Source organism: Phytohabitans maris, from assembly GCF_031085175.1.
Taxonomy (GTDB): Bacteria; Actinomycetota; Actinomycetes; order Mycobacteriales; family Micromonosporaceae; genus Phytohabitans; species Phytohabitans maris.
Genome location: NZ_JAVHUY010000030.1, coordinates 36,788 through 61,714 on the forward strand (window position 1 = coordinate 36,788; position 24,927 = coordinate 61,714).

At 69.8% G+C, this 24,927-nt stretch carries 21 protein-coding genes; 1 reads left to right on the top strand and 20 read right to left on the bottom strand.

What is annotated here, in order from left to right; genetic code table 11:
- The first annotated feature begins 73 nt into the window (after window positions 1-73).
- Window positions 74-2,188, top strand: a complete 2,115-nt coding sequence (locus tag RB614_RS28070) for a PhoX family protein (protein ID WP_308715655.1) — start codon at window positions 74-76, stop codon at window positions 2,186-2,188.
- 593 nt (window positions 2,189-2,781) lie between these two features.
- Here RB614_RS28070 and RB614_RS28075 read toward each other — a convergent pair.
- From RB614_RS28075 to mqnC, 20 genes are all read right to left on the bottom strand, one after another.
- Window positions 2,782-3,564: an IclR family transcriptional regulator gene (locus RB614_RS28075; RefSeq protein WP_308715656.1), complete on the bottom strand. Its 783-nt coding sequence runs from the start codon at window positions 3,562-3,564 to the stop codon at window positions 2,782-2,784.
- Between the two features lie 458 nt (window positions 3,565-4,022).
- Entirely contained in the window at window positions 4,023-5,018 is a 996-nt protein-coding gene (locus RB614_RS28080) for a polyprenyl synthetase family protein (protein ID WP_428983121.1), read from the bottom strand.
- Between the two features lie 121 nt (window positions 5,019-5,139).
- Entirely contained in the window at window positions 5,140-6,672 is a 1,533-nt protein-coding gene (nuoN, locus tag RB614_RS28085; RefSeq protein WP_308715658.1) for an NADH-quinone oxidoreductase subunit NuoN, read from the bottom strand.
- Window positions 6,672-8,195, bottom strand: coding sequence for an NADH-quinone oxidoreductase subunit M (locus tag RB614_RS28090; RefSeq protein ID WP_308715659.1), 1,524 nt, complete (start codon window positions 8,193-8,195; stop codon window positions 6,672-6,674). The genes nuoN and RB614_RS28090 overlap by 1 nt, the downstream gene beginning before the upstream one ends.
- A complete protein-coding gene (gene nuoL / locus RB614_RS28095; protein ID WP_308715660.1) occupies window positions 8,192-10,108 on the bottom strand; it encodes an NADH-quinone oxidoreductase subunit L in 1,917 nt (638 codons plus the stop codon). Before nuoL ends, RB614_RS28090 begins: the two co-directional genes overlap by 4 nt.
- Before the next feature lie 7 nt (window positions 10,109-10,115).
- Complete coding sequence (gene nuoK / locus RB614_RS28100; protein ID WP_308715661.1) at window positions 10,116-10,424, bottom strand: NADH-quinone oxidoreductase subunit NuoK; 309 nt, start codon at window positions 10,422-10,424, stop codon at window positions 10,116-10,118.
- Complete coding sequence (locus RB614_RS28105) at window positions 10,421-11,155, bottom strand: NADH-quinone oxidoreductase subunit J (protein WP_308715662.1); 735 nt, start codon at window positions 11,153-11,155, stop codon at window positions 10,421-10,423. The genes nuoK and RB614_RS28105 overlap by 4 nt, the downstream gene beginning before the upstream one ends.
- Window positions 11,152-11,742 (bottom strand): NADH-quinone oxidoreductase subunit NuoI, encoded by a 591-nt coding sequence (gene nuoI, locus RB614_RS28110; protein ID WP_308715663.1) that lies wholly within the window; start codon window positions 11,740-11,742, stop codon window positions 11,152-11,154. Before nuoI ends, RB614_RS28105 begins: the two co-directional genes overlap by 4 nt.
- Complete coding sequence (gene nuoH / locus RB614_RS28115) at window positions 11,743-13,107, bottom strand: NADH-quinone oxidoreductase subunit NuoH (RefSeq protein WP_308715737.1); 1,365 nt, start codon at window positions 13,105-13,107, stop codon at window positions 11,743-11,745.
- Window positions 13,104-15,554 carry an NADH-quinone oxidoreductase subunit G gene (locus RB614_RS28120; protein ID WP_308715664.1) on the bottom strand — a complete coding sequence of 817 codons (2,451 nt, stop codon included), beginning with the start codon at window positions 15,552-15,554 and terminating at the stop codon, window positions 13,104-13,106. The genes nuoH and RB614_RS28120 overlap by 4 nt, the downstream gene beginning before the upstream one ends.
- Window positions 15,555-15,642: 88 nt before the next feature.
- The gene (nuoF, locus tag RB614_RS28125) at window positions 15,643-16,959 is read right to left on the bottom strand and encodes an NADH-quinone oxidoreductase subunit NuoF (protein ID WP_308715665.1); all 1,317 of its coding nucleotides are present in this window, start codon (window positions 16,957-16,959) and stop codon (window positions 15,643-15,645) included.
- Window positions 16,956-17,759 carry an NADH-quinone oxidoreductase subunit NuoE gene (nuoE, locus tag RB614_RS28130; protein WP_308715666.1) on the bottom strand — a complete coding sequence of 268 codons (804 nt, stop codon included), beginning with the start codon at window positions 17,757-17,759 and terminating at the stop codon, window positions 16,956-16,958. The genes nuoF and nuoE overlap by 4 nt, the downstream gene beginning before the upstream one ends.
- Entirely contained in the window at window positions 17,759-19,084 is a 1,326-nt protein-coding gene (locus RB614_RS28135) for an NADH-quinone oxidoreductase subunit D (protein WP_308715667.1), read from the bottom strand. The genes nuoE and RB614_RS28135 overlap by 1 nt, the downstream gene beginning before the upstream one ends.
- A gap of 76 nt (window positions 19,085-19,160) precedes the next feature.
- Window positions 19,161-19,916 (bottom strand): NADH-quinone oxidoreductase subunit C, encoded by a 756-nt coding sequence (locus RB614_RS28140; RefSeq protein ID WP_308715668.1) that lies wholly within the window; start codon window positions 19,914-19,916, stop codon window positions 19,161-19,163.
- The gene (locus tag RB614_RS28145) at window positions 19,913-20,587 is read right to left on the bottom strand and encodes a NuoB/complex I 20 kDa subunit family protein (protein WP_308715669.1); all 675 of its coding nucleotides are present in this window, start codon (window positions 20,585-20,587) and stop codon (window positions 19,913-19,915) included. Before RB614_RS28145 ends, RB614_RS28140 begins: the two co-directional genes overlap by 4 nt.
- Before the next feature lie 13 nt (window positions 20,588-20,600).
- Window positions 20,601-20,966: an NADH-quinone oxidoreductase subunit A gene (locus RB614_RS28150; protein WP_308715670.1), complete on the bottom strand. Its 366-nt coding sequence runs from the start codon at window positions 20,964-20,966 to the stop codon at window positions 20,601-20,603.
- 73 nt (window positions 20,967-21,039) lie between these two features.
- Window positions 21,040-22,302: a geranylgeranyl reductase family protein gene (locus RB614_RS28155; protein WP_308715671.1), complete on the bottom strand. Its 1,263-nt coding sequence runs from the start codon at window positions 22,300-22,302 to the stop codon at window positions 21,040-21,042.
- Between the two features lie 96 nt (window positions 22,303-22,398).
- Window positions 22,399-22,626 (bottom strand): hypothetical protein, encoded by a 228-nt coding sequence (locus tag RB614_RS28160; protein ID WP_308715672.1) that lies wholly within the window; start codon window positions 22,624-22,626, stop codon window positions 22,399-22,401.
- 71 nt (window positions 22,627-22,697) lie between these two features.
- Window positions 22,698-23,408, bottom strand: a complete 711-nt coding sequence (locus RB614_RS28165) for a demethylmenaquinone methyltransferase (RefSeq protein ID WP_308715673.1) — start codon at window positions 23,406-23,408, stop codon at window positions 22,698-22,700.
- Window positions 23,409-23,690: 282 nt separating this feature from the next.
- Window positions 23,691-24,887 (bottom strand): cyclic dehypoxanthinyl futalosine synthase, encoded by a 1,197-nt coding sequence (gene mqnC / locus RB614_RS28170; protein WP_308715674.1) that lies wholly within the window; start codon window positions 24,885-24,887, stop codon window positions 23,691-23,693.
- Between the last annotated feature and the right edge of the window lie 40 nt (window positions 24,888-24,927).

Sequence of the window (24,927 nt, forward strand, 5' to 3'; positions counted from 1 at the left end):
GCCCTCTCGACCGCGGCCAGAGGTCGGCGCGGCCCTCCCGGGCACGTACCAACCAGCGAGGAGGCTCTTCTTCATGAGCGAGCGACCGCGATTGCTTCCGATCCTTGGCCAGAGCCACACCGGACGCAGCGCGATGACCTGCATGTACCGCTGCGGTAACGCGTGTGACCACCCCGTGCCGAACGAGTCGGACAACCCGTACTTCGGCGACGTCGTCCAGGCCGAGGTGTCCCGTCGAGGCGTGGTGCGCGCCGGTGCCGTCGGCGCCCTCGTACTCGGCTTCGCGGGTGCCGGGGCGGCCTCCGCGGCACCGGCGCTGGCCGCGCCGGGTGGCAGCGGTGCGGCACCGGACGTGGACGCCGCCACGACCCGCCACGGCGGCGCGGCGAAGGCGCTCACGTTCAGCACGATCCCCCCGAACCGGCTCGACAACCTCGTCGTGCCGAACGGGTACGACCACTCGGTGGTCATCCACTGGGGCGACCCGGTGGACCGGGACGCGCCGGCGTTCCGGCTGGACCACCAGTCGGCGTACGCGCAGTCGAGGCAGTTCGGCTACAACAACGACTTCGTCGCGGTCCTGCCGCTCGACAAGAAGGAAGACCGCGCGCTGCTGGTGGTCAACCACGAGTACACCAACGAAAACCTGATGTTCCCGGGCTTCACGAGCCTGGACGCGCTGACGGTGGAGCAGATCCGGGTGGCCATCGCGGCCCACGGCCTCTCCGTGGTGGAGCTGGAGCGGGTCGGCGAGACCGGCGAGTGGAAGCCGGTCACCCGCGGCGCCCGCAAGTACAACCGGCGGATCACCGCACTCGCCACGCGCTTCGACTTCACCGGTCCGGCCGCCGGCTCGGCGTTCCTGAAGACCGCCGCCGACCCGCGCGGCAAGGTCGTCATCGGCACGCTCAACAACTGCGCCGGCGGCGTGACGCCGTGGGGCACGATCCTGAGCGGCGAGGAGAACTTCAACCAGTACTTCGTCGGCGGCGACGGCGTGCCCGAGGCCGACAAGCCGAAGCTGGCCCGCTACGGCATCAGCACCACCGCCCGCTACCCGGCCGACAGCCGCAAGTGGGACCGGGCCGACGAGCGCTTCGACCTCGCCAAGCACCCCAACGAGGCCAACCGCTTCGGCTGGATCGTCGAGCTCGACCCGTTCGACCCGGACGCCAAGCCGCGCAAGCACACCGCGATGGGCCGGTTCAAGCACGAGGGCGCCAACGTCATCGTGGCCCGGAGCGGGAACGTCGCGGCGTACATGGGCGACGACGAGCGCTTCGACTACCTGTACAAGTTCGTGACCGACAAGAAGTTCAAGCCGGGCAACTCGTGGCAGGCCCGCGAGCACAACCTGACGCTGCTGGAGTCCGGCACGCTGTACGTGGCGAAGCTCGACTACACCAGCGCGAGCGAGATCGACGGCTCCGGCAAGCTCCCCTCGGACGGCGCCTTCAACGGCACCGGCCGGTGGATCCCGCTGGTGCACGGCGACAAGTCGTTCGTGCCCGGGATGTCGGCCGCCGAGGTGCTCACGTTCACCCGCCTCGCCGGCGACGCGGTCGGTGCGACCAAGATGGACCGTCCCGAGGACGTCGAGCCCAACCCGGTCAACGGCAAGATCTACGTGGCGCTGACCAACAACACCAACCGGGGCACCGGCTCCAACCCCAAGGCGGACGAGGCCAACCCGCGTACCGCCAACCGCCACGGGCACGTCCTCGAACTGACCGAGGACCGGGGCGACCACACCAGCGAGACCTTCACCTGGTCGGTGCCGATCGTCTGCGGCGACCCCGCGGACCCGGCCACCTACTTCGCCGGGTACGACAAGACCAAGGTCTCGCCGATCTCCTGCCCGGACAACGTCGCCTTCGACGGCGCCGGCAACCTGTGGATCTCCACGGACGGCAACGCGCTGGGCACCAACGACGGCCTCTTCGCCACGCCGGTCGAGGGGCCGGAGCGGGGTCACCTGAAGCAGTTCCTCACGGTGCCGTTCGGCGCCGAGACCTGCGGCCCGTTCATCACCACCGACAACAAGTCGGTCTTCGTCGCGGTGCAGCACCCCGGCGAGATCACCGGTGCGTCGATCGAGGCGCCGGCCTCCACGTGGCCTGACGGCGACTACGCCAAGCCGGGCGTGGTCGTCACCTGGCGGCTCGACGGCAAGGCCGTCGGCAGCTGACAGGTGCCTTTACAGGGGGCGCTCTCCGTGTGTCGGCGGAGGGCGCCCCTTCGCATGTCCAGACATCGTCGTCCGCGACCTCGTCACGATCACAGAGACTTTGGGCTACCGCGACGTCCGTCGTGGTCCAGGCCGCTGCGCGGGGTCCCCGGGGAAACGTGGAGCGCAGCGGAGCGTTTTCTTGGGGTGCGTTCCCGCGGCCTCACCCCGCGCGGTGGCACACCCCCACCCCGGCCCGGCCCCTACCCGCACCGCGCTTGCCCGCGATGCCCGGACTTCCCGGCGGACCCTCGTCCACAATGTCGCCGCGGATTCCTCGATCGATGCCAGACCGGCCGATCAGCCTTGTGATCGTGGTCGTCTGGTGCCCCTCTGGGGGCAGCGAAATACCACGATCTACCAACCCCGACACCAGCCACCCCCACCGAGCAGCGGGCCGGCGCGGCGGCGCCAGACCTGGTTCGAGCGAAAGGCGGATCATCGTCCCGGCCCTGCGGGCCGGGTGAGGTTGTGAACCGCGAAGGGTGAGGCCGCGGGAGCGACGGTCCGGACCACGACGCACGTCGCGGTAGCCCGAATTGGAACTCGCGCCGCTACGCGTCGGCGGCCATCGCGTCGGAAAGCTCCTTGGCGACCGCGGCCAGGCGGTTGCGGACCACCCGGGCGGTGGTCATCAGCTCGGCCGCCGGCATCGCGCACGCGAGCACCACGCGCCGCTCCATGTCCTTGTCGGAGCTGACGAGCACGGCCGCGCAGCCGACGCCCTGCCGGTACTGCCCCATCTCCAGCTGCATCCCCCGCCGGTCGCCCGCGGCAAGGTCGGCTTCGAAGGCCTCCGGCGTGCTGAGGGTCTGAGCGGTGAACGACCGCATGCCCCACTCCTTGAGGTACCGGAAGCGCTGATCGGGCGTCAGCGTGGACAAGAGGGCCTTTCCCAGCGCCGTCGCGTGCGCGCCCTCGTCGAAACCGGGGACCAGATCCTCCAGGTACGGCGAGCGGGGCCCCTCCGCCGACGCGGTGATCGCCACCCGGCCGCCCACGAACCGGCCCACGTAGTGGCTGTAGCCCGTCTCCATCGCGGCCCGCCGCAGGGACTCGCCGACCGACGCCGGCCCGCGGAACGCCGCCACGAGCTCGCGGTAGCGGTCGGCCACCTCCAGACCCACGATGTACGTACCGTCCTCGCGCCGGATCACATAGCCCTCGTACGCCAGCGTGCGCACGAGGTGGTAGGTGGTGGCGACCGTAAGCTCGCACCGGCGCGCGATCTGCTTCACCGTCAGGCCCCGGGGTGCCCTGCCGACCGCCTCCAGGACACGCAGCGCACGCGAGACGCTACGGATCAGATCCGAAGGTTCCGCCAAGGGGTCGCGCACAACCACCTCCGCCGGCCGGGGACTTACACCATATGAAAAACCGCCCGAGAGCGAAATGCCCGTTCGGATCGAAGCCATCGGATATACGGCGACCCTCGGTGGGCGGGGCGCCACGTTGCGTTGGTTTACCCCGTTTTTCGAGAGCTTATGTCCACATTCGATCTTCATCTTCTGCAGATGGAATTTTCTTCACGTCCACGTTCGACGGCCGCCCGTTCTGGCGCATGTCATTTTCCAGCCCAGAGCCGGCCCAACCGATGATCGATCCGGCGGCACGACGACGATCGGCGGGAACGGACACCCATCGTAGCGATGCGCTAGACGGCAGGTTTCGACGCGACCGCCATCCATCAGAGAAGATGCATGCGTCGTTGAGTGACAACCGAAAGTGATCTGCGCCACGCGCGAAGAAAAGCGCCACGGCAGGCCGAGATCGCGACAGTGGGGGCAGGTCGGCGTCAGTTGGTGCGGTCGGCGATGAAGTCGCAGAGCGACTCCAGCGCCCGCTTCGGCGAGCCGTCCGGGAGCGGGGCGAGCCGGGAGCGGGCGTCCTCCGCGTACGTCCGGACGGTCTCCCGGGCCCGCTTCAGCGCCGGCGACTCGCGCAGCAGTCCCAGCGCCTCGGCATGCAGCACGTCGTCGGTGACCGGGCCGGCGGAGAGGATCTCCCGGAGGCGGGTCGACGCGGCGTCGGCGTCGTCGGAAGCCAGCGCGTAGAGCACCGGGAGCGTCGGCACGCCCTCGCGCAGGTCGGTGCCGGGCGTCTTGCCGGACTGGGTGGAGTCGGACGCGATATCGAGCAGGTCGTCGGAGAGCTGGAAGGCGACGCCGATCGTCTCCCCGTACCCGGCGAGGGCCTCGGTGTGCTCGGGCGTCGCGCCGCCGAACATGCCGCCGAAGCGCGCGGACGTCGCGATCAAGGATCCGGTCTTCTCCGCGATGACCTGGAGGTAGTGGGCGACCGGGTCCTGGTCGCGGGGGCCGACCGTCTCGGCGATCTGGCCGTGCACCAGCCGGGCGAACGTGCGGGCCTGCAGCCGGACCGCCTCCGGCCCCAGCCCGGCGGCGACGTCGGCGGCGCGGGCGAAGAGGTAGTCACCGACCAGGATGGCCACCGAGTTGGTCCAGCGGGAGTTGGCGCTGGGGGCGCCGCGCCGCACGGGCGCCTCGTCCATCACGTCGTCGTGGTAGAGCGTGGCCAGGTGGGTGAGCTCCACCACCAGCGCGGCCTGCACGGCGAGTGGCGAACGCGGGTCGCCGAAGTGGGCGCCGAGCGCCACGAGCAGCGGGCGAAACCGCTTGCCACCGGCATCGACGAGATGGCGCGCCGCCTCGGTCACGAAGGGATCCGCGCTCTTGACGGCGACCCTGAGCTCCTCTTCGATGTCGGCCAGCGTCTGCCGCACCGAAGCCTCGAGAGCGGGCTCGATGAAATCGAGCCCGATCGACGTCAATCCGCCCGTAGCCTGCGCCCCGCCCACGCACCCCACGATGCCACACCACCCTGAGAGGCGGTGTGGCAGGGAGCGCTACAGGACCTTCCTCACACAGCGGTCACCGCGTGGAGGCGGGTACCTACCGGACGAACTCGGCCGCGTTCGCGGTCAGGTCGAGCAGCGGGGCCGGGGCGACGCCCAGCACGAGCGTGGCCACGACGCCGATCATGAGAGCGGCCGCGGTGAGGCCACCCGGGATCGACACCGTGGGGGTGCTCTCACCCGGCTCGGAGAGCCACATCATGACCACCACGCGCAGGTACGGGAACGCCAGCAGCATGCTCGTGATCACTCCGAAGATCACCAGCCACGCCTCGCCGGAGTCGAGGGCCGCCCCGAAGACCGCGAACTTCGCGATGAAGCCGCTGGTCAGCGGGATGCCCGCGAACGCCAGGAGGATGAACGTGAATACGCCGGCGAAGAGCGGCGAGCGGCGGCCCAGCCCGGCCCAGCGGGACAGATGGGTGGCCTCCCCGTCGGCGTCCCGCACCAGAGTGACCACGGCGAACGCGGCGATCACGGTGAAGCCGTACGCGACGAGGTAGAACATCGTGCTGGACAGGCCGTCCTTGGAGAGCGCCAGCACGCCCACCAGCAGGTAGCCGGCGTTGGCGATCGACGAGTACGCGAGCAGCCGCTTGATGTCGGTCTGCGTCACCGCCAGGACCGCGCCGACCAGCATGGTGAGCACCGCGATCGCGCCGAGCACCGGCGTGTAGTCCCACGCGGCGCCGTCGAAGGCGACGTAGAGCACGCGGAGCAGCGCGCCGAACGCGGCGACCTTGGTGCAGGCCGCCATCAGGCCGGTGATCGGCGTCGGGGCGCCCTGGTAGACGTCCGGCGTCCAGACGTGGAACGGCGCGGCGGCCGCCTTGAAGAGCAGGCCGATCGCGATCAGCGCGATGCCGCCGTACAGCAGGACCGTGCTCTGCGTGGACTCGCGCACCGCGTCGTGGATCGAGCCGAACTGGACACTGCCGGCGAAGCCGTACACCAGGGCGACGCCGAACAGGAAGAACGCCGAGGCGTACGCGCCGAGCAGGAAGTACTTCAGCGCCGCCTCCTGGCTGAGCAGGCGCCGCCGGCGGGCCAGCGCGCACAGCAGGTACAGCGGCAGCGAGAAGACCTCCAGCGCCACGAACATGGTCAGCAGGTCGTTCGCGGCGACGAAGAGCAGCATGCCGGCGATCGCGAAGACGGCCAGCGGGTAGATCTCGGTAGCGCCCTGCGAGCGGCTGGCCTGGCGGCGGTCGGCGTCCGAGCCGACGGTGATCGCCGCCTGCGCCACGAACGCGCCGCCCGCCTCCAGCGAACGGTCGCCGACCAGCAGCAGCGCCATCAGCCCGAGCAGGATGATCGCGCCCTGCAGGAAGAGCGTCGGCCCGTCGATGGCCACCGCGCCGCCGGCGGTGAGGATGCGGGTGTCCGACTCCACCACGATGACGACGAACGCGGCGACGAGGCCGAGCAGCGCCAGTACGAGCTGGGTCGAGCGGCGAGCCGAGCGGGGCAGTACCGCCTCGAAGAACACGCCCACGCAGGCGACGCCGAACAGGATCAGCATCGGCGCGACGGCGCCGTAGTCGATCGGCGGGAGCTGGAGATCTTGCATCAGCGCGATGCCTCCTGAACGGCGGGCGCGGGATCGGTCTTGCCGACGTCCTGCATGGTCGCCTGGACGGCGGGGTTGATGACGTCGGTGACCGGCTTCGGATAGAAGCCGAGCAGCAGCAGGAGCAGGATCAGCGGGGCGACCACGACCTTCTCCCGAATGGTCATGTCGCGCCGCATCCCGTCCACTGTGGCCAGTGCCGGGTTGAGCGTGCCCTGCGTGGTGCGCTGCACCATCCACAGCACGTACGCGGCGGCCAGGATGATGCCGGCGGTGGCGATCACCGCGACCGTCTTGTTGACCGTGAACGTGCCCAGCAGCACCAGGAACTCGGATACGAACGGCGCCGTACCGGGCAGCGCGAGCGAGGCGAGACCGGCGAAGAAGAGCACGCCGGCCATCAGCGGTACGAGCTTGCCGGCGCCGCCGAAGTCGCTCACCAGGGCCGAGCCGCGGCGGGCCACGAACATGCCGACCACGAGGAAGAGCAGGCCGGTGGCGAGGCCGTGGTTGACCATGTAGAGCACCGCACCGGTGCCGGCCTGCGTGGTGAACGCGAAGATGCCGATACCGATGAAGCCGAAGTGCGCGATCGACGTGTACGAGACCAGCCGTTTGAGGTCGTTCTGGCCGACCGCCAGCAGTGCCGCGTAGATGATGCCGATCAGTGCGATCGCCAGCGCGTACGGCGCGAACCAGCGGGACGCCTCCGGGAAGAGCGGCAGGCAGTACCGCAGGATGCCGAACGTGCCCACCTTGTCGAGCACGCCGACGAGCAGCGCGGCCGAGCCGGCCGGCGCCGCGCCACCGGCGTCCGGCAGCCAGGTGTGGAACGGGAAGAACGGCGCCTTGATCGCGAACGCCACGAAGAAGCCGAGGAACAGCCACCGCTCGGTGTTCGTGGTGAAGTCGGCCGAGAGCAGGTCCTGCCAGTCGAACGTCTTTCCGCCCAGCGCCCAGAGCCCGATCACCGCGGCCAGCATGAAGAGGCCGCCGACCAGCGAGTAGAGGAAGAACTTCACCGCCGCGTACTGGCGCTGGTGGCCGCCGTACGAGCCGATGAGGAAGTACATCGGCACCAGCATGACCTCGAAGAACACGTAGAACAGGAAGACGTCGGCGGCCGCGAAGACGCCGATCATCGTGCTCTCCAGGGCGAGCAGCAGCGCGAAGTAGACCGGCACGCTCCGCTTGGAGGTGTCGGCGTCGTGCCAGGACGCCAGGATCACCAGTGGTACGAGCACCGCGATCAGCAGCAGCATCACCAGCGCGATGCCGTCGACCGCGAACGTGAAGCGGGCGTCCCAGGCCGGGATCCAGGTGTACGACTCGCGGAACTGGAAGCGGTCGCCGCCGGCGTCGTACGCGAACCACATCACCACGGCGAGCACCGCGACCGCGACCGACCAGATCAGCGCGACCCGCTTGGCAAGCTCCGGCTTGGCGCGTGGCAGGAACGCCACCACCAGCGCACCGACCAGCGGCGCTCCGGTCAGGATGGACAGGAACGGAAAGTCACTCACGCCAACCATCCCAGCTGGAGAGCGAGGAACGCGGCCACGACCAGCAGCGCACCGGTGAGCATGGACATCGCGTACGACCGCACGAAACCGGTCTGCAGCCGGCGCAGCCGGCCCGACCCGCCCCCGACCGCGGCGGCGAGCCCGTTGACGAGCCCGTCGATGCCGCGGTTGTCGAGGAAGACAAGTGCCCGGGTGAGGAAGATGCCGGGCTTTTCGAAGACCGCCTCGTTGAAGGCGTCCGCGTAGAGGTTGCGCCGCGCCGCCATCACGATCGGGCCGGCCGGTTGCTCCTGCAGCGCCGTACCCGTGCGGAACAGTGCGTACGCCAGGCCTGCGCCGAGCACGGTGACCACAATGGAGAGTGCGGTGATCAGCCCGTGCGACATGACCGCGTGCCCCTCCTCGTGCTCGCCGAGCACGGGCGTCAGCCAGTCGACCACGCTCGTCGACATGAGCCAGCCGGCCGCGACCGAGCCGACCGCCAGCAGGACAAGCGGGATCGTCATCACCGGTGGCGACTCGTGCGGGTGATCGATCTCCTCGGTCCACCGCTTGGGCCCGTGGAAGGTCAGCACGAAGAGCCGGGTCATGTAGAACGCGGTGATCGCGGCGCCGAGCAGCGCGGCCATGCCGAAGAGCCAGGCGGTCCAGCCCTCCCGCTCGAACGCCGCGGCGATGATCGGCTCTTTGGTGAAATAGCCGGACAGCGGCGGGATGCCGATGATCGCGAGCCAGGCCAAGCCGAACGTGGCCCAGGTGATCTTCATGTACCGCCACAGGCCGCCGAAGCGCCGGATATCGGTCTGGTCGTTCATCCCGTGCATGACCGAGCCGGCGCCGAGGAAGAGGCCGGCCTTGAAGAAGCCGTGCGCGAGCAGGTGGATGATCGCCAGCGCGTACGCCCCGCCGCCGAGGCCGACGCCGAGGAACATGTAGCCAATCTGGGAGACGGTCGACCAGGCCAGTACCCGCTTGATGTCGTCCTTGGCGCAGCCGATGACGCAGCCGATCAGCAGCGTGAGCGCGCCGACGCTGACCACGACCGTCTGCAGCGTCTCGTTCGCCGTGAAGATCGGGTTGGAGCGGGCGATCAGGTAGACGCCGGCGGTGACCATCGTCGCGGCGTGGATGAGCGCGGATACCGGGGTCGGGCCCTCCATCGCGTCCGGCAACCACGCCTGCAGCGGGAACTGGCCGGACTTACCTGTCGCGCCGAGCAGGAGCAGCAGCCCCATCATCAGCACCAGGCCGGAGGAGAGCGAGCCGACGCCGTTGAAGACGTCCGCGTAGTTGGCGGTGCCGAGCTGCTGGAACATCAGGAAGATGGCGATCGCGAAGCCGGCGTCGCCGACCCGGTTCATCAGGAACGCCTTCTTGCCCGCGGTGGCCGCCGACGGCCGGTCGTACCAGAACGCGATCAGCAGGTACGACGCGAGACCCACGCCCTCCCAGCCGAAGTAGAGCATCACGAAGTTGTTGCCGAGCACCAGCAGCAGCATCGCGGCGGCGAAGAGGTTGAAGTACCCGAAGAACTTGCGCCGCCCCGGGTCGTGCTCCATGTACCCCACCGCGTACAGGTGGATCAGGAAGCCGACGCCGGTGATCAGGAGCACGAACACCGCGGAGAGCGGGTCGAAGAGCAGCCCGAAGTCCACCTTGAACGAGCCGACCTCGATGTAGTCGAAGAGCTTCAGCTCGACGGCCCGGTTGTCCAACCCGCGCAGCTGGAAGAAGTAGGTCAGGCCCAGCACGAAGGAGACGGCGATGCTGCCGACGCCGAGCCAGTGCCCCCACTTGTCGGCCCGCTTGCCGAGCAGCAGGAGGATCGCCGCGCTGGCGAGCGGGATGGCGACCAGCAGCCAGACGGTGGACAGGAAACCATCCGCGGCCGCGTATTCCACGGTCTCGTGCATATCCGCCTCAGTACTTCAACAGGTTGGCGTCGTCGACGCTGGCCGACCGCCTCGTCCGGAAGATCGACATGATGATGGCGAGCCCGACCACGACCTCGGCGGCGGCCACCACCATGACGAAGAACGCCATGATCTGGCCGTCGAGGTTGCCGTTGATCCGGCTGAAGGTCACCAGCGCGAGGTTGGCCGCGTTGAGCATCAGCTCGATGCACATGAACAGCACGATCGCGTTGCGCCGGATCAGCACCCCGACCGCGCCGATGGTGAAGAGCACCGCGGCGAGGACCAGGTACCACTCGGGATTGCTTGCGTTCATTTTTCGGTGCCCTTCGGCGCCGACTCGGCGGGAGTCAGCTCGCGGGTGGGGAGGATCTGGGAGATGCTCCGGTCGGTCAGCGTGCCGTCCGGCAGGCGGCCGGGGGTGGCCACCGAGTCGGACGTGGCGTACACGCCGGGGCCGGGCTTCGGGCCGGGGTAGTTGCCGGGGGCGAACCGCGCCCGCATCATCTCCGGCTGGGTGCGCTTTTCGCCGCGGCGCCGCTCGATGTGCGCCAGCACCATCGCACCCACCGCCGCCGTGATCAGCAGCGCGGACGTGACCTCGAACGCGAAGACGTACTTGGTGAACAGCAGGGACGCGATGCCCTGGACGTTGCCGTTCGCGTTCGCCTGCTCGAGGCCGTTCGCCGTCCGGTCGTCCAGCGCCCGGTAGACGCCGGTGCCGACCAGCGCGGCGAAGCCGATGCCGAGCACCACGGCCGCGAGCCGCTGGCCGCGCAGCGTCTCTATCAGCGAGTCGGAGGCGTCCCGGCCGACCAGCATCAGCACGAAGAGGAAGAGCATCATGATCGCGCCGGTGTACACGATGATCTGCGCCAGGCCGATGAACGGCGCCGACTGCAGCACGTAGAACACGCCGACGCAGAGCATCGTCAGCACCAGCCACAGCGCGGAGTGGATCGCGTTGCGGGACAGCACCATGCCGAGCGCGCCGGCGAGGGCCGGCCAGACCATGATCCAGAAGGTGACTGCCTCACCAGTGCTCATGAGACGGTCCCTCCTGCTTGCCCCGATCCGTCCGCGGTGTGCTGCTCGGACCAAGGGGCCCGCTCGGCGCCGGCCGAGGTGCCCGGGTTGGTCAGCGCCCCGACGTAGTAGTCCTTCTCGGTGTCACCGAGATACATCGCGTGCGGCGGCTGGTCCATCCCCGGCAGCAGCGGCGCGAGCAGCTGCTCCTTGGTGAAGATCAGGTCCTGGCGGCTGTCCCGGGCCAGCTCGTACTCGTTGCTCATGGTCAGCGAACGGGTCGGGCAGGCCTCGATGCAGAGCCCGCAGAAGATGCAGCGAGCGTAGTTGATCTGGTACACGCTCGCGTACCGCTCACCCGGCGAGTAGCGCTGGTCCTCGGTGTTGTCGCCGCCCTCGACGTAGATCGCGTCAGCGGGACACGCCCACGCGCACAGCTCGCAGCCGATGCACTTCTCCAGGCCGTCCGGGTGCCGGTTGAGGATGTGCCGCCCGTGGTAGCGCGGGGCGGCGACCGGCGTCTCGAACGGGTACGCCGTGGTCACCGTCTTGCGGAACATGTGCGCGAAGGTGACCCCGAACCCCTTGAACGCTCCGATGGCGCTCATCTAACTCTCCTTATCCGCACGGTCTCCGCCGGAGCCCGCGCCGACGTTCGCCGGCTCGCGCTCGGCCACCGCGCGGCGGGCGCGGGGGCTCGGCGGCACCTGGAGGTCCATCGGCGGGATCGGGAAGCTCCCGGGTGGACGGGACTTGATCTGCTCTTCGAGCGGCTTGCCCGGTGCCCGCTTGCCGCTCGGCCAGAGCAGTGCGAGCAGGACGATGCCGACCAGGAACCCGCCGAGGATCACGTACTTGCCGTCGCCGGTCTCCGGGTCGCGGTACACCTGGAGGGCGGCCAGCGACAGGATCCAGACCAGGTTGATCGGCAGCAGCACCCGCCAGCCGAGCCGCATGAACTGGTCGTACCGGAGCCGGGGCAGCGTCGCCCGCAGCCACACGAAGACGAAGACCAGCAGCACGACCTTGATGAAGAACCACAGCAGCGGCCACCAGCCGGAGTTGGCGCCCGCCCAGATCGTGGTGATCGGCGCCGGCGCCCGCCAGCCGCCGAGGAAGAGCGTCGCCGTCGCGGCCGACATCGCCACCATCGCGACGTACTCGGAGAGCATGAAGAGCAGGAACTTCAGCGACGAGTACTCGGTCATGTAGCCGGCGACGAGCTCGGACTCGGCCTCGGGGAGGTCGAACGGCGCCCGGTTGGTCTCACCGACGATCGCGATGAAGAAGATGATGAAGCTCGGCGCGAGCAGGATCGCGTACCAGCCCGGTGCGCTGATCGTGGCCCCGAAGAGCTCGTACTCCTTGCCGCTCGCCTGCGCCTCGACGATCTGGCTGGTCGACATCGTGCCGGAGAGCATGAAGACCGCGACGACCGAGAGCCCCATCGAGACCTCGTACGAGATCATCTGGGCGCTCGACCGCAGGCCGCCGAGGAGCGGGTACGTCGAGCCGGAGGCCCAGCCGCCGAGCACGATGCCGTACACCGCCATGCCGGAGCAGGCGAGGATCAGCAGCACCGCGACCGGTACGTCGGTCACCTGCAGCGGCGTCCTGTGCCCGAAGATGCTCACCATCGGCCCGAACGGGATCACCGACATCGAGGTCATCGCGCAGATCACCGCGACCGTGGGCGCGAAGAAGAAGACCACCTTGTCCGCGGTACGCGGCATGATGTCTTCCTTGAACGCGCCCTTGAGCCCGTCGGCGAGCGTCTGCAGCAGGCCGAACGGGCCGGCCTGGTTGAGGCCCGGCCGCACCGCCATGCGTGCCACCACCCGGCGCTCGAACCAGACACCGAGCAGCGTGCACACCATGCCGAACGCGAAGACGGCGACGACCTTGATCAGGACCAGCCACCACGTGTCGTGGCCGAAGTCCTGGAGTGTCGGATCCTGGGCGAGGAACATCAGCTCGTCCCCTTCGAAAGCCGTACCACCGCGCCGGACGTGGCGCCGAGCGCCCGCCGGACGGTCGAACCGGGTGAGTTCGTCGGCAGCCAGACCACGCCGTCCGGCATGTCGGTGATCGCGACCGGCAGCGTGATCGCGCCGCGGTCGGTGCCCACCGTGACCGGGTCGCCATCGGCCACGCCGAGCGCCTCAGCCGCACCCTTGGCCAGCCGCACCACCGGCGGCCGGGCGGTGCCGCCCAGGTACTCGTCGCCGTCGGTCAGGCTGCCCAGGTCGATCAGGTGATGCCAGGTCGCCAGCACCGCCTCGCCCGCGCCGAGCGTGGGCTGCGGCCGCGGCGCGGTCACCGGGGCGTCCGGCCGCGCCGAACGGGTCGCCGGCAGCGAACCGAGCTCGCGGCGGATCAGGTTGACCTGGCCGGTGCCGAGCGTCACGCCGAGCTGGGCGGCGAGCGCGTCGAGCACCCGCGCGTCGTTCATCGCCGGGGTGGAGAGCACCGCCTCGAACGTGCGCAGGCGTCCCTCCCAGTTGACGAAGCTGCCGGCCTTTTCGACCACCGGCGCGACCGGGAAGACCACGTCGGCGCGGCGGCTCACCGCGCTGCGCCGCACTTCGAGGCTGATCAGGAACGGCACGGTGTCCAGCGCCTGCTCGGCCAGCCGCGGGTCGGCCAGGTCGGCCGGGTCGACGCCGGCCACGACCAGCGCGCCCATCCGGCTGCCCGCGGCCGCCGCGATGATCGCGTCGGTGTCCTTGCCGACCTGGCTGGGGATGACCCCGGCCTCCAGGTCCCAGGCGCCGGCCAGCTCCGCGCGGGCCGCCGCGTCGGTCACCAGCCGCCCGCCGGGCAGCAGGTTGGGCAGGCAACCCGCGTCGACCGCGCCCCGGTCGCCCGCGCGCCGCGGCACCCAGGCCAGCTTGGCGCCGGTACGCTCGGCGAGCGCGGCGGCGGCGGAGAGTCCACCCGGGACGGTCGCGAGCCGCTCGCCGACGATCAGGACGGCGCCCTCGGCCCGGAGCGCCTTTTCGATCGACTCGTCTTCGGCCAGCGCCTGGGCCTCCTCGCCGGGGGCGACGAGTGCGACCGAGGCGCCGATCTTTTCGAAGCCGCGGGTCGTGAACGGCGCGAGCGCCAGCACGCGGGTGCGGTTCTTCCGGTACGCCTTGCGCAGCCGCAGCAGGAGGATCGGGCTCTCCTCCTCCGGCTCCAGCCCGGCGATGACGACGACCGGCGCCTTTTCGACGTCGGCGTAGGTCACCTCGGTGCTGCCGACCACTGTGGACGCCAGGAAGTCGGTCTCCTCGACGCTGTGCGGGCGGGCGCGGAAGTCGATGTCGTTGGTACGCAGGGCCACCCGGGCGAACTTCGCGTAGGCGTACGCGTCTTCGACGGTCAGCCGGCCGCCGGTCAGCACGCCGATGCCGTGCGCGCCGTCCCGCGCCTTGCGCAGCCCCTCGGCCGCGACGGCGAGCGCCTCGGACCACGGCGCCTCGCGCAGCTCGCCGGTCTTCGCGTCGCGGACCATCGGGGTGGTGATGCGGTCGAACGCGGTGGCGTACTGGAAGCCCCAGCGCCCCTTGTCGCAGTTCCACTCCTCGTTGACCTGCGGGTCGTCGCCGGCCAGCCGGCGCAGGACCTTGCCCCGCCGGTGGTCGGTGCGCTCCGCGCAGCCGCCCGCGCAGTGCTCGCAGACGCTGGGCGTGGAGACCAGGTCGAACGGGCGGGCGCGGAACCGGTACTGGGCGCCGGTGAGCGCGCCGACCGGACAGATCTGCACGGTGTTGCCGGAGAAGTAGGAGTTGAACGGGACGTCCCCCGCGTCGTCGCCGAGCACACTGTCGCCGGTGCCCTCGCCGCCGAAGAAGTCGTCCCGGTACACGTTGATCTGCTCGCCGGCCGAGCGGTCCATCAGGTCGATGAACTTGTCGCCCGCGATCTCCTCGGAGAAGCGGGTGCAGCGCTGGCAGAGCACGCACCGCTCGCGGTCCAGCAGCACCTGGCTGGAGATGTTGATCGGCTTCTGGTACTCGCGCTTGTGCTCGTGAAACCGGGACTCGGCGCGGCCGGTCGACATCGCCTGGTTTTGCAGCGGGCACTCGCCGCCCTTGTCGCACATCGGGCAGTCGAGCGGGTGGTTGATCAGGAGCAGCTCCATGATCCCGGCCTGCGCCTTCTTGGCGACCGGGGAGGTGAGCTGCGTCTTGACCACCATGCCGTCGGCGACGGTCTGGGTGCAGGAGGCGACCGGCTTGCGCTGCCCCTCGACCTCGACCAGGCACTGCCGGCAGGCGCCCGCGGGCGCGAGCAGCGGGTGGTCGCAAAACCGCGGGATCTCGATGCCCATCTGCTCGGCGACCCGGATGAGCAGCGCACCCTTGGGCGCGGTCACCTCGACGCCGTCGATGGTGAGCGTTACCGTCTCCGCCTTCTTGGCCACGTCGGTCATTGCTTACCTTTCGCTCGCGACTGCGGGGCTCGCACGCCCGGGTCCGCGGCGCGGCCCAGGCCGTCGGAGCTCACTCCTCGCGCTCGCATTAGTGCGCTCCCACCAGCTGCTTCGCCGAAAGCCGCGGCGCTTTCCGGCCCTCGATGTAGTCCAGGTAGTCCTGCTTGAAGTACTTCATCGAGGAGGTCACCGGGCTGGTCGCGCCGTCACCGAGGCCGCAGAACGCGCGGCCGAGGATGTTGTCGCAGGTGTCCAGCAGGGTGTCCAGGTCCTGGTGGGTACCGGCGCCGGAGAGGATCCGGCGGTAGATGCCCACCATCCAGTAGTTGCCCTCGCGGCACGGGGTGCACTTGCCACAGGACTCGTGGTAGTAGAACTCCAGCCACTTGTACGTCGCGTACACCGGGCAGTCCTGGTCCGAGAAGATCTGCGTGGCCGTGGTGCCGAGGATCGAGCCGGCTCCCGCCACCCCTTCGAAGTCGAGCGGCACGTCGAGGTGCTCGGCGGTCAGCAGCGGCGTGGACGAGCCGCCCGGCGTCCAGAACCGCAGGTTGTGCCCGGGCAGCATGCCGCCGGCCAGCTCGATCAGCTCGCGCAGCGTGACGCCGAGCGAGCACTCGTACTGGCCCGGGTTGGCGATCCGGCCGGAGAGCGAGTAGATCATCGGGCCGGACGACTTCTCCGTGCCCATGCTCTTCCACCAGTCGGCGCCGCCGAGCACGATGTACGGCACGCTCGCGATCGTGCCGACGTTGTTGACCACCGTGGGGCTGGCGTAGAGGCCGTGTGTCGCCGGGAACGGCGGGCGCAGCCGGGGCTGGCCGCGAAAGCCCTCCAGCGAGTCCAGCAGCGCCGTCTCCTCGCCGCAGATGTACGCGCCTGCTCCACTGTGGACGACCAGGTCCAGGTCGTGGCCGGAGCCGAGGATGTTGGTGCCGAGGTACCCCTTGGCGTACGCCTCCCGGACCGCGTTGCGCAGCCGGCGCGCGGCGTGCACCGCCTCACCGCGGATGTAGATGAACGCGCGGTTGGCCCGGATCGCGTACGACGCGATGATCACGCCCTCGACCAGCGAGTGCGGGTCGTGCGTCATCAGCGGGAGGTCCTTGCAGGTGCCCGGCTCGCCCTCGTCGGCGTTGACCACGAGGTAGTGCGGCTTGCCGTCGTTTTGCGGGATGAAACCCCACTTGAGCCCGGTGGGGAAGCCGGCGCCGCCGCGACCGCGCAGGCCGGAGTCCTTGATGAGCTGGATCAGGTCGTCGGGGTGGGCGGCGAGCGCCTTGCGCAGCGCGGCGTACCCGTCGAGCTGCTCGTAGACGCCGATCCGCCAGGCCTCCGGCGACAGCCAGCGCTTGGTGAGGACCGGGGTCAGCTTCTCCAGCGTCTCCCGCCGGGGGCCGGTCATTTCTTCGCCTCCTTGAGCGCCTGCTCCTGCTGCTTCGCCATGTCGCCGGCGGGCTTCAGGTCGCTGGCCGGCTTGTTCGCCGCGACGCCGGCCGCCTGGGCCGCCGGTGCCCCGTCGCCCCGCGACGACTTGATCGGCGTGTCCGGGTCGAAGCCGGAGACGCTGATGCCGTGGTCCTGGGCGAGCCGGGCGCCGCGGAGGGTGGGTGCGCCGGCCGGGCCGTCGCCGACCGCCTCCTCGCGCGGCTCGGCGTATCCGGCGAGCTGGAGCGACATCTCCTTGAGCGTGCAGAGCCGGGCACCGCGGGTGGGCTGCGGCCGCTGCCCGGCGCGGAGCTGGTCGACCACGTGTACGGCGGTGTCCGGGTCGACCTGGTCGAAGAACTCGTAGTTGACCGTCATCACCGGGCCGTAGTCGCAGGCGGCCAGGCACTCGGCGTGCTCGAACGTGATCGAGCCGTCGGCGGTGGTCTCGTCGTGCCCGACCCCGAGGTGCTCGCTCAGCCGGTCGTAGATCTCCTGGCCGCCGAGCACGTTGCACATCGTGTTGGTGCAGACGCTGACCAGCCAGTCGCCGGTCGGCCGGCGCTTGTACATCGTGTAGAACGTGGCCACCGCGCCGACCTGGGCCTTCGTGATGCCCAGCAGCTCGGCGCAGAACTGCACGCCGGCCGGGGACACGTGCCCCTCCTCGGACTGCACGAGGTGCAGCAGCGGCAGGAGCGCGGACCGGGACCGGTCGGCCGGGTAACGCGCGATGATCTCCAGCGCCTTTTCGCGCGTGGCTTCACTGAATCCCACTAGCGGTCACACCCACCCATCACGGGGTCGAGAGAGGCGCCCCCGGCGATCACGTCGGCGATCAGCCCGCCCTCGGCCATGGCCGGGATCGCCTGGAGGTTGACGAAGCTGGGCTCGCGGTAGTGCACCCGGTAGGGGCGGGTGCCGCCGTCGGAGACCGCGTGCACGCCGAGCTCGCCGCGGGGCGACTCGATGCCCACGTACACCTGGCCGGGCGGGACCCGGAAGCCCTCGGTCACCAGCTTGAAGTGGTGGATCAGCGACTCCATCGACTGACCCATGATCTTGGCGACGTGCTCCAGCGAGTTGCCCATGCCGTCGACGCCGATGGCGAGCTGCGCCGGCCAGGCGATCTTCTTGTCGGCCACCATGATCGGGCCGGGCTTGAGCCGGTCGAGCGCCTGCTCGATGATCTTCAGCGACTCGCGCATCTCGGCCATGCGGACCAGGTAGCGGCCCCACACATCACCGGTCGGCGTGGTCGGCACGTCGAACTCGTACGTCTCGTAGCCGCAGTACGGCATGGTCTTGCGCAGGTCCCATGGCAGGCCCGCGGAGCGGAGCACCGGGCCGGTGATGCCCAGCGCCAGGCAGCCGGTGACGTCGAGCACGGCGACGTCCTTGGTGCGCTGGTGCCAGATCGGCTGGCCGGAGAGGAGCGCCTCGTACTCCTTGAGCTTCTTCGGCATCAACGCCAGGAACTCGCGGATCTTGACGATCGCCTCGTCCGGCACGTCCTGCGCGACGCCGCCCGGCCGGACGTACGCCATGTTCATCCGCAGGCCGGCGACCATCTCGAAGATCTCCAGGATGTACTCCCGCTCGCGGAAGCCGTAGAGCATCATCGAGATCGCGCCGAGCTCCATGCCCGTGGTGGCCACCCAGACCAGGTGCGAGGCGATCCGGTTGAGCTCCATCATGAGCACCCGGATCGTGGTGGCCCGCTCGGTGATCTGGTCCTCGATGCCGAGGAGCTTCTCCACCGCCAGGGCGTACCCGGTCTCGTTGAAGATCGGCGACAGGTAGTCCATCCGGGTCACGAACGTCGAACCCTGCACCCAGTTGCGAAACTCGAGGTTCTTTTCGATGCCGGTGTGCAGGTAGCCCACAACCACCCGGGCCTCGCGGACGGTCTCGCCCTCGAGCTCCAGGATCAGCCGGAGCACGCCGTGGGTGGACGGGTGCTGCGGACCCATGTTGACCACGATCCGCTCATCCTGGATCGGGTCGGTGCCGCCGACGACGGTGTCCCAGTCGCCGCCCGTGACGTTGAAGACCTTGCCCTCGGTGGTCTCACGCTCGGTCGCGTACCCCGGTGAACTCATGGCCGTCCTCGCTTCGCTGCGGGCGACCATGAGCGATCAAACGGGCTGTGCCTGATGATTCGCTCGCTCCGCTCGCTCATTGGTAGCTCCTCCGCTTGTCTGGCGGCGGTATCTCGGCGCCCTTGTACTCCACGGGCACCCCGCCGAGCGGGTAGTCCTTGCGCTGCGGGAAGCCCTCCCAGTCGTCCGGCATGAGGATCCGGGTCAGGTTGGGATGGCCCTCGAAGACGACGCCGAAGAAGTCGTACGTCTCCCGCTCCTGCCAGTCCGCCGTCGGGTAGACCTGGGTGACGCTCGGCACCCGCGGGTGGTCGGCGGTGACCGCCACCTCCAGCCGCACCCGGCGCCGGTACGTCATCGAGGTGAGCTGGTAGACCACGTGCAGGCGGCGGTCGTCGGCGCCCAGGTAGTCCACACCGGACACCGAGGAGCAGAGCTCGAAGCGGAGCCCCTCGCTGTCGCGCATCGTCCGGCAGACGTCGACGATCCGCTCCGGCTTGATGTGCAGGGTCAGCTCACCCCGGTCGACCACGACCTTCTCGATCGCGTCCTCCAGACCGGGGAACGCGTAGTCGAGCGCGTCGTACACCTCGTCGAAGTAGCCGCCGTACGGCCTGGGTGTGCCGACCGGGTCGACGCGACGCCGCACCAGGCCGCCGAAGCCGGACGTGTCACCGGAGCCGTGGATGCCGAACATGCCCCGCCCGGCGTGGCTGGCCGGCGGGTACTCCGCGGGTGCGCCGGAGGTGGCGCCGACCGGCGGTGCCTGGGCGGGCACGCCGCCACCCGGGTCCTCGCTCGGCCTGTTCGGCTCTACGCCGTTAGTGCTCACCAGCGGCCTCCAGCCTTGAGGTGCCTCTGCTCCTGCATCCACTTTTCGATGCGGAGCTGCTCCTCGCGCCCCTCGCGCACGGCCTGCGTCCACTCGGCCCGCTTGGCCTTGTCGGAGCGGTACGACGAGGGCATCGAGCCGGGCGCGACGACCGGAACGTCGCCGGCGGCCTTGCGGGCCTCCAGCATCTTGCGGCCGTTCGGGCCGAGCGGCTCGTGCATGATCTTTTCGCGGAGCTTGAGGATCGCGTCGATCAGCATCTCCGGCCGCGGCGGGCAGCCCGGCAGGTACATGTCGACCGGCACCACGTGGTCGACCCCCTGCACGATCGCGTAGTTGTTGAACATGCCGCCGCTGCTCGCGCAGACGCCCATCGAGAGCACCCAGCGAGGCTCGGCCATCTGGTCGTAGATCTGGCGCAGCACCGGGGCCATCTTCTGGCTCACCCGGCCGGCGACGATCATCAGGTCGGCCTGGCGGGGCGAGGCGCGGAAGACCTCCATGCCCCAGCGGCCCAGGTCGTAGTGGGGGGCACCGGCGGCCATCATCTCGATCGCGCAGCACGCCAGCCCGAAGGTGGCGCCCCACGTCGAGGTCTTGCGGGTCCAGTTGACCAGCTTTTCGACGCTGGTCAGCAGGATGCCGCTCGGCAGCTTCTCTTCGATTCCCATGGCGCGTAAGACCTCAGTCCCAGTCCAGCCCCCCGCGCCGCCAAACGTAGGCGTACGCGATGAAGACCGTCCCAATGAAGAGCAGCATCTCCACGAACCCGAAGATGCCGAGCGCGTCGAAGGAGACGGCCCACGGGTACAGGAAGATGATCTCGATGTCGAACACGATGAAGAGCATCGCGGTCAGGTAGAACTTGATCGGGATCCGCCCGCCGCCGACCGGCTCCGGCGAGGGCTCGATGCCGCACTCGTACGCGGCGAGCTTGGCCTTGTTGAAGCGGCGGGGGCCGATGATCGGCGCGATCGCGACGGAGAAGACCGCGAACGCCGCGGCGAGGGCGAAGACCCCGATGATGGGCACGTACGGCGAGAGCGACATCCTCTTTCCCCTGCTCGTCCTTCCCGGCCTGCGGCTACTTCGATCGATTCACACTATTCACCCGCGGATGCGCTCACACCGCGGGGGCCACCCTGGTCATGGCGTTGATGATCCGGTCCATCGCGTCGCCACCGCGCGGATCGGTCAGGTTTGCCAGGAGTTTGAGCACGAACCGCATCAGCGTCGGATGCGGCAGGCCGTGCCGGGTGGCGATCTTCATGATCTGCGGGTTGCCGATCAGCTTCACGAAGACGTTGCCAAGCCGGTAGTAGCCGCCGTACCGCGCCTTGAGCTCGGCCGGGTACGCCGCGAGCGCCCGCTCCCGGGCCGGCCCGGCCGGTCGCGCCAGCGCCTGCACCGCGACCTCCGCGGCCAGCTCGCCCGACTCCATCGCGTACGCGATCCCTTCGCCGTTGAAGGGGTTGACCATGCCGCCGGAGTCGCCGACCAGGAGCACGCCCCGGGTGTAGTGCGGCACCCGGTTGAAGCCCATCGGCAGCGCGGCGCCGAGGATCGGGCCGTCGGCGTTGGCCTCGTCCGACATGCCCCAGTCCGGCGGGGTGCTGCCCAGCCAGTCGACCAGCAGCCGGCGGTAGTTGGTCTTGCCGAACGCGGCCGACGAGTTGAGCACGCCCAGCCCCACGTTGACCCGGCCGTCGCCCATGCCGAAGATCCAGCCGTATCCGGGCAGGAGCTTGTCGCCCGCCTCACGGCTGCGCAGCTCCAGCCAGGACTCGAGGTAGTCGTCGTCGTGCCGCAGCGGCGAGCGGTAGTAGCGCCGCACCGCGACACCGATCGGCCGGTCCTCGCGCTTGGCGAGGCCCATCGCGAGCGGGAAGCGCCCGGAGACCCCGTCCGCGGCGATCGTCAGCGGCGCGTGGAACGTCTTTTCCTCGCCGTCGACCTCGGCGACGACGCCCACCGCGCGGCCGCTGCCGTCGAGCACCGGGCCGGTCACGTTGGCCTTCGTGTGCAGCAGCGCGCCGGCCTTGACCGCCTGCTTGGCGAGCATGTCGTCGAAGTCGAGCCGGGTGCGGACCAGGCCGTAGTCGGGGAAGCTGGCCAGCTCCGGCCAGTCGAGCTCCAGCCGGATGCCGCCGCCGATGACCCGCAGGCCCTTGTTACGCAACCAGCCCGCTTCGGGGCTGGTGTCGATGCCGAGCTTGACGATCTGCTTGACCGCCCGCGGAGTGAGCCCGTCGCCGCAGACCTTCTCGCGGGGAAACTCGGTCTTCTCCAGCAGCAGCACCCGCAGGCCGTGTCGGGCCAGGTGGTAAGCCGTCGTGGAACCACCCGGACCGGCGCCTACCACGATGACGTCGGCTTCGTCGGACACGGTTCCACCTCCGATCCGGTGCGCTCGTGAAATGCTTCACAAGCGTTCGGTGTGGAGTCTAGAACCGTTCGCAGGGGGCCGCTTGGTTAGGCAACCCTAAGGTCGCTGGTTTGTGGCAACTTCGCTGGCCGCGCCGCCTTCGCCCGCCGGATCCGCTCCCACCGAGGTACGCTCGGTGATCTTCTCACCATCGAAGTGCATCCCTGCCAGGCCCAGCGCCGCCGTCAGATCGGCGGCGAGGCGCTGCGCCGCCTCCGGGTGCTCCTCGGCCAGTTGCCGCACCTGCCCGATCATCTCCGCGATCGCTTCGCTCTCCCCCACCATGGCCGCAGCATAGCGGCCGGTATGCCCTATTTGTGGCTTTCTGGCCGCGCGTCGTACCCGCTCCGCGCTCCTCACGCGTGGGGCAGGGCCGCCGAGCGGGTCGCCCGGTGCAGGGCGACGATGCCGCCGGTCAGGTTGCGCCAGCTCACGCCCTGCCAGCCCGCCTCGCCGATCAGCGCCGCCAGCCCCGCCTGGTCCGGCCACGCCCGGATCGACTCGGCGAGGTAGACGTACGCGTCGGGGTTGCTGGCGACCCGGCGGGCCACCGCGGGCAGCGAGCGCATCAGATAGGACAGGTAGACCCGGCGGAACGGCTCGGCGGTCGGGTGGCTGAACTCACACACCACCAGCCGCCCGCCGGGCCGGGTGACCCGGGCCAGCTCGCGCAGCGCGACGTCCGGCTCGACCACGTTGCGCAGGGCGAACGAGATGGTCACCGCGCCGAAGGCGGCGTCCGGAAACGGCAGCCGCAGCGCGTCGCCGGCGAGCAGCGGCACCGCCGGCCGCACCCGCCGTCCGGCCCGCAGCATGCCGATCGACAGGTCCAGGCCCACCGCGTACGCCCCGGAGGCGGCCAGCTCCTCGGTGGAGACCCCGGTGCCGGCGCCGACGTCGAGCACCCGCTGCCCGGGCGCCAGGTCGAGCGCCTCCCGGGTCGCCTTGCGCCAGCCCCGGTCCCGGCCAAAGGAGAGGACCGTGTTGGTCAGGTCGTACCGGCGGGCCACGCCGTCGAACATCGCGGCGATCTCGTGCGGCTGCTTGTCCAGGTCTGCGCGGGTCACGCACCCATCATCGGGCACCGGAAAACGTCGCGGGCGGGGCGGTCTCCCACCCCGCCCGCGGCGGTCCTGCTCTATGTATACGACCGGCGCACGGTCGAGACGGAACTTCACCGCCTAGGGGCCACCGAGACGGCGCGAGGGACGCTAACGGCCGGACGCGATCTCGCGCGACCCCCTGTTTGTTATCGGAGAGTTACCTCTGCCCCGCGTCGCCGCTGGTTTATCCGTATTCAGGCCTAATTTGGCCCGCCTATGCCGCGAGAGATCCGTCCGTTCGGCTGACTACTTGCTGTCCACCAGCGGTAGCTCGATCCGCGTACCGGCGCCGCCGCCGGGCAGGGCGATGGAGGAGAAGTGCGAGACCACGCGGTCGTCCCGCGGGTCGTCGTCCGGCGTGCGGTGGACGGCCAGGTGGCGGTAGAGCGTGTCTCGCTGTGCCGGTATCCGCCCCGCCGAGCGGATCATCCAGATCAGCTCGTGCAGGTTGGAGCGGTGGCGGGCGCCGGCTGAGGAGATCACGTTTTCCTCCAGCATGATCGAGCCGAGGTCGTCGACCCCCATGTGGAGTGAGAGCTGGCCCGCCTCCTTGCCGGTGGTGAGCCACGAGGCCTGCAGGTGCGCCACGTTGTGGAAGAAGATCCGGGCGACCGCGATCAGCCGCAGGTACTCCACCGTCGTGGCCTGCGTGCGGCCCTTGAGGTGGTTGTTTTCCGGCTGGTACGTCCAGGGGATGAACGCCCGGAACCCGCCGGTGCGGTCCTGCACGTCCCGGATCATCGCCAGGTGCTCGATCCGCTCGGCGTTGGTCTCGCCGGTGCCCAGCATCATCGTGGCCGTCGACTGGACACCCAGCCGGTGTGCGGCCTCCATGACCTCCAGCCACCGCGCGCCCGACTCCTTCAGCGGCGCGATCGCCTTGCGCGGGCGATCCGGCAGCATCTCCGCGCCGGCGCCGGCGATCGAGTCGAGCCCGGCGGTCTTGATCCGTACGATCGCTTCCTCGATGGAGACCCCGGAGACCTTCGCCATGTGCAGGATCTCGCTCGGGCCGATCGAGTGGATGGCGAGCTGGGGGTAGGCGCGCTTGACCGAGGAGAAGAGCTCCTCGTAGTACTCCACCCCGTAGTCCGGGTGGTGGCCGCCCTGGAGCATGACCTGCGTGGCGCCGAGCGCGACCGCCTCGCCGCACCGCCGCAGGATCTCCTCCATCGGGTGCGTCCAGCCCTCGGCGTGCTTGGGTGCCCGGTAGAACGCGCAGAACCGGCACGCCGTCACGCAGACGTTGGTGTAGTTGATATTACGGTCGATGAGGTACGTCACGATGCCGTCTGGGTACCGCCGGCGGCGCACCGCGTCGGCCGCCTCGCCGAGCGCGTGGAACGGCGCATCGGTGTAAAGCAGGAGCGCCTCCTCGGGCGTGATCCGCCCGCCGCCGGCCCCACGCTGCAGGATGTCCTCGATCTCGGCGCTCGCGTTCACGAAACCGAGACTACGGGAAGGTGAGCGCCTCGATATGCTG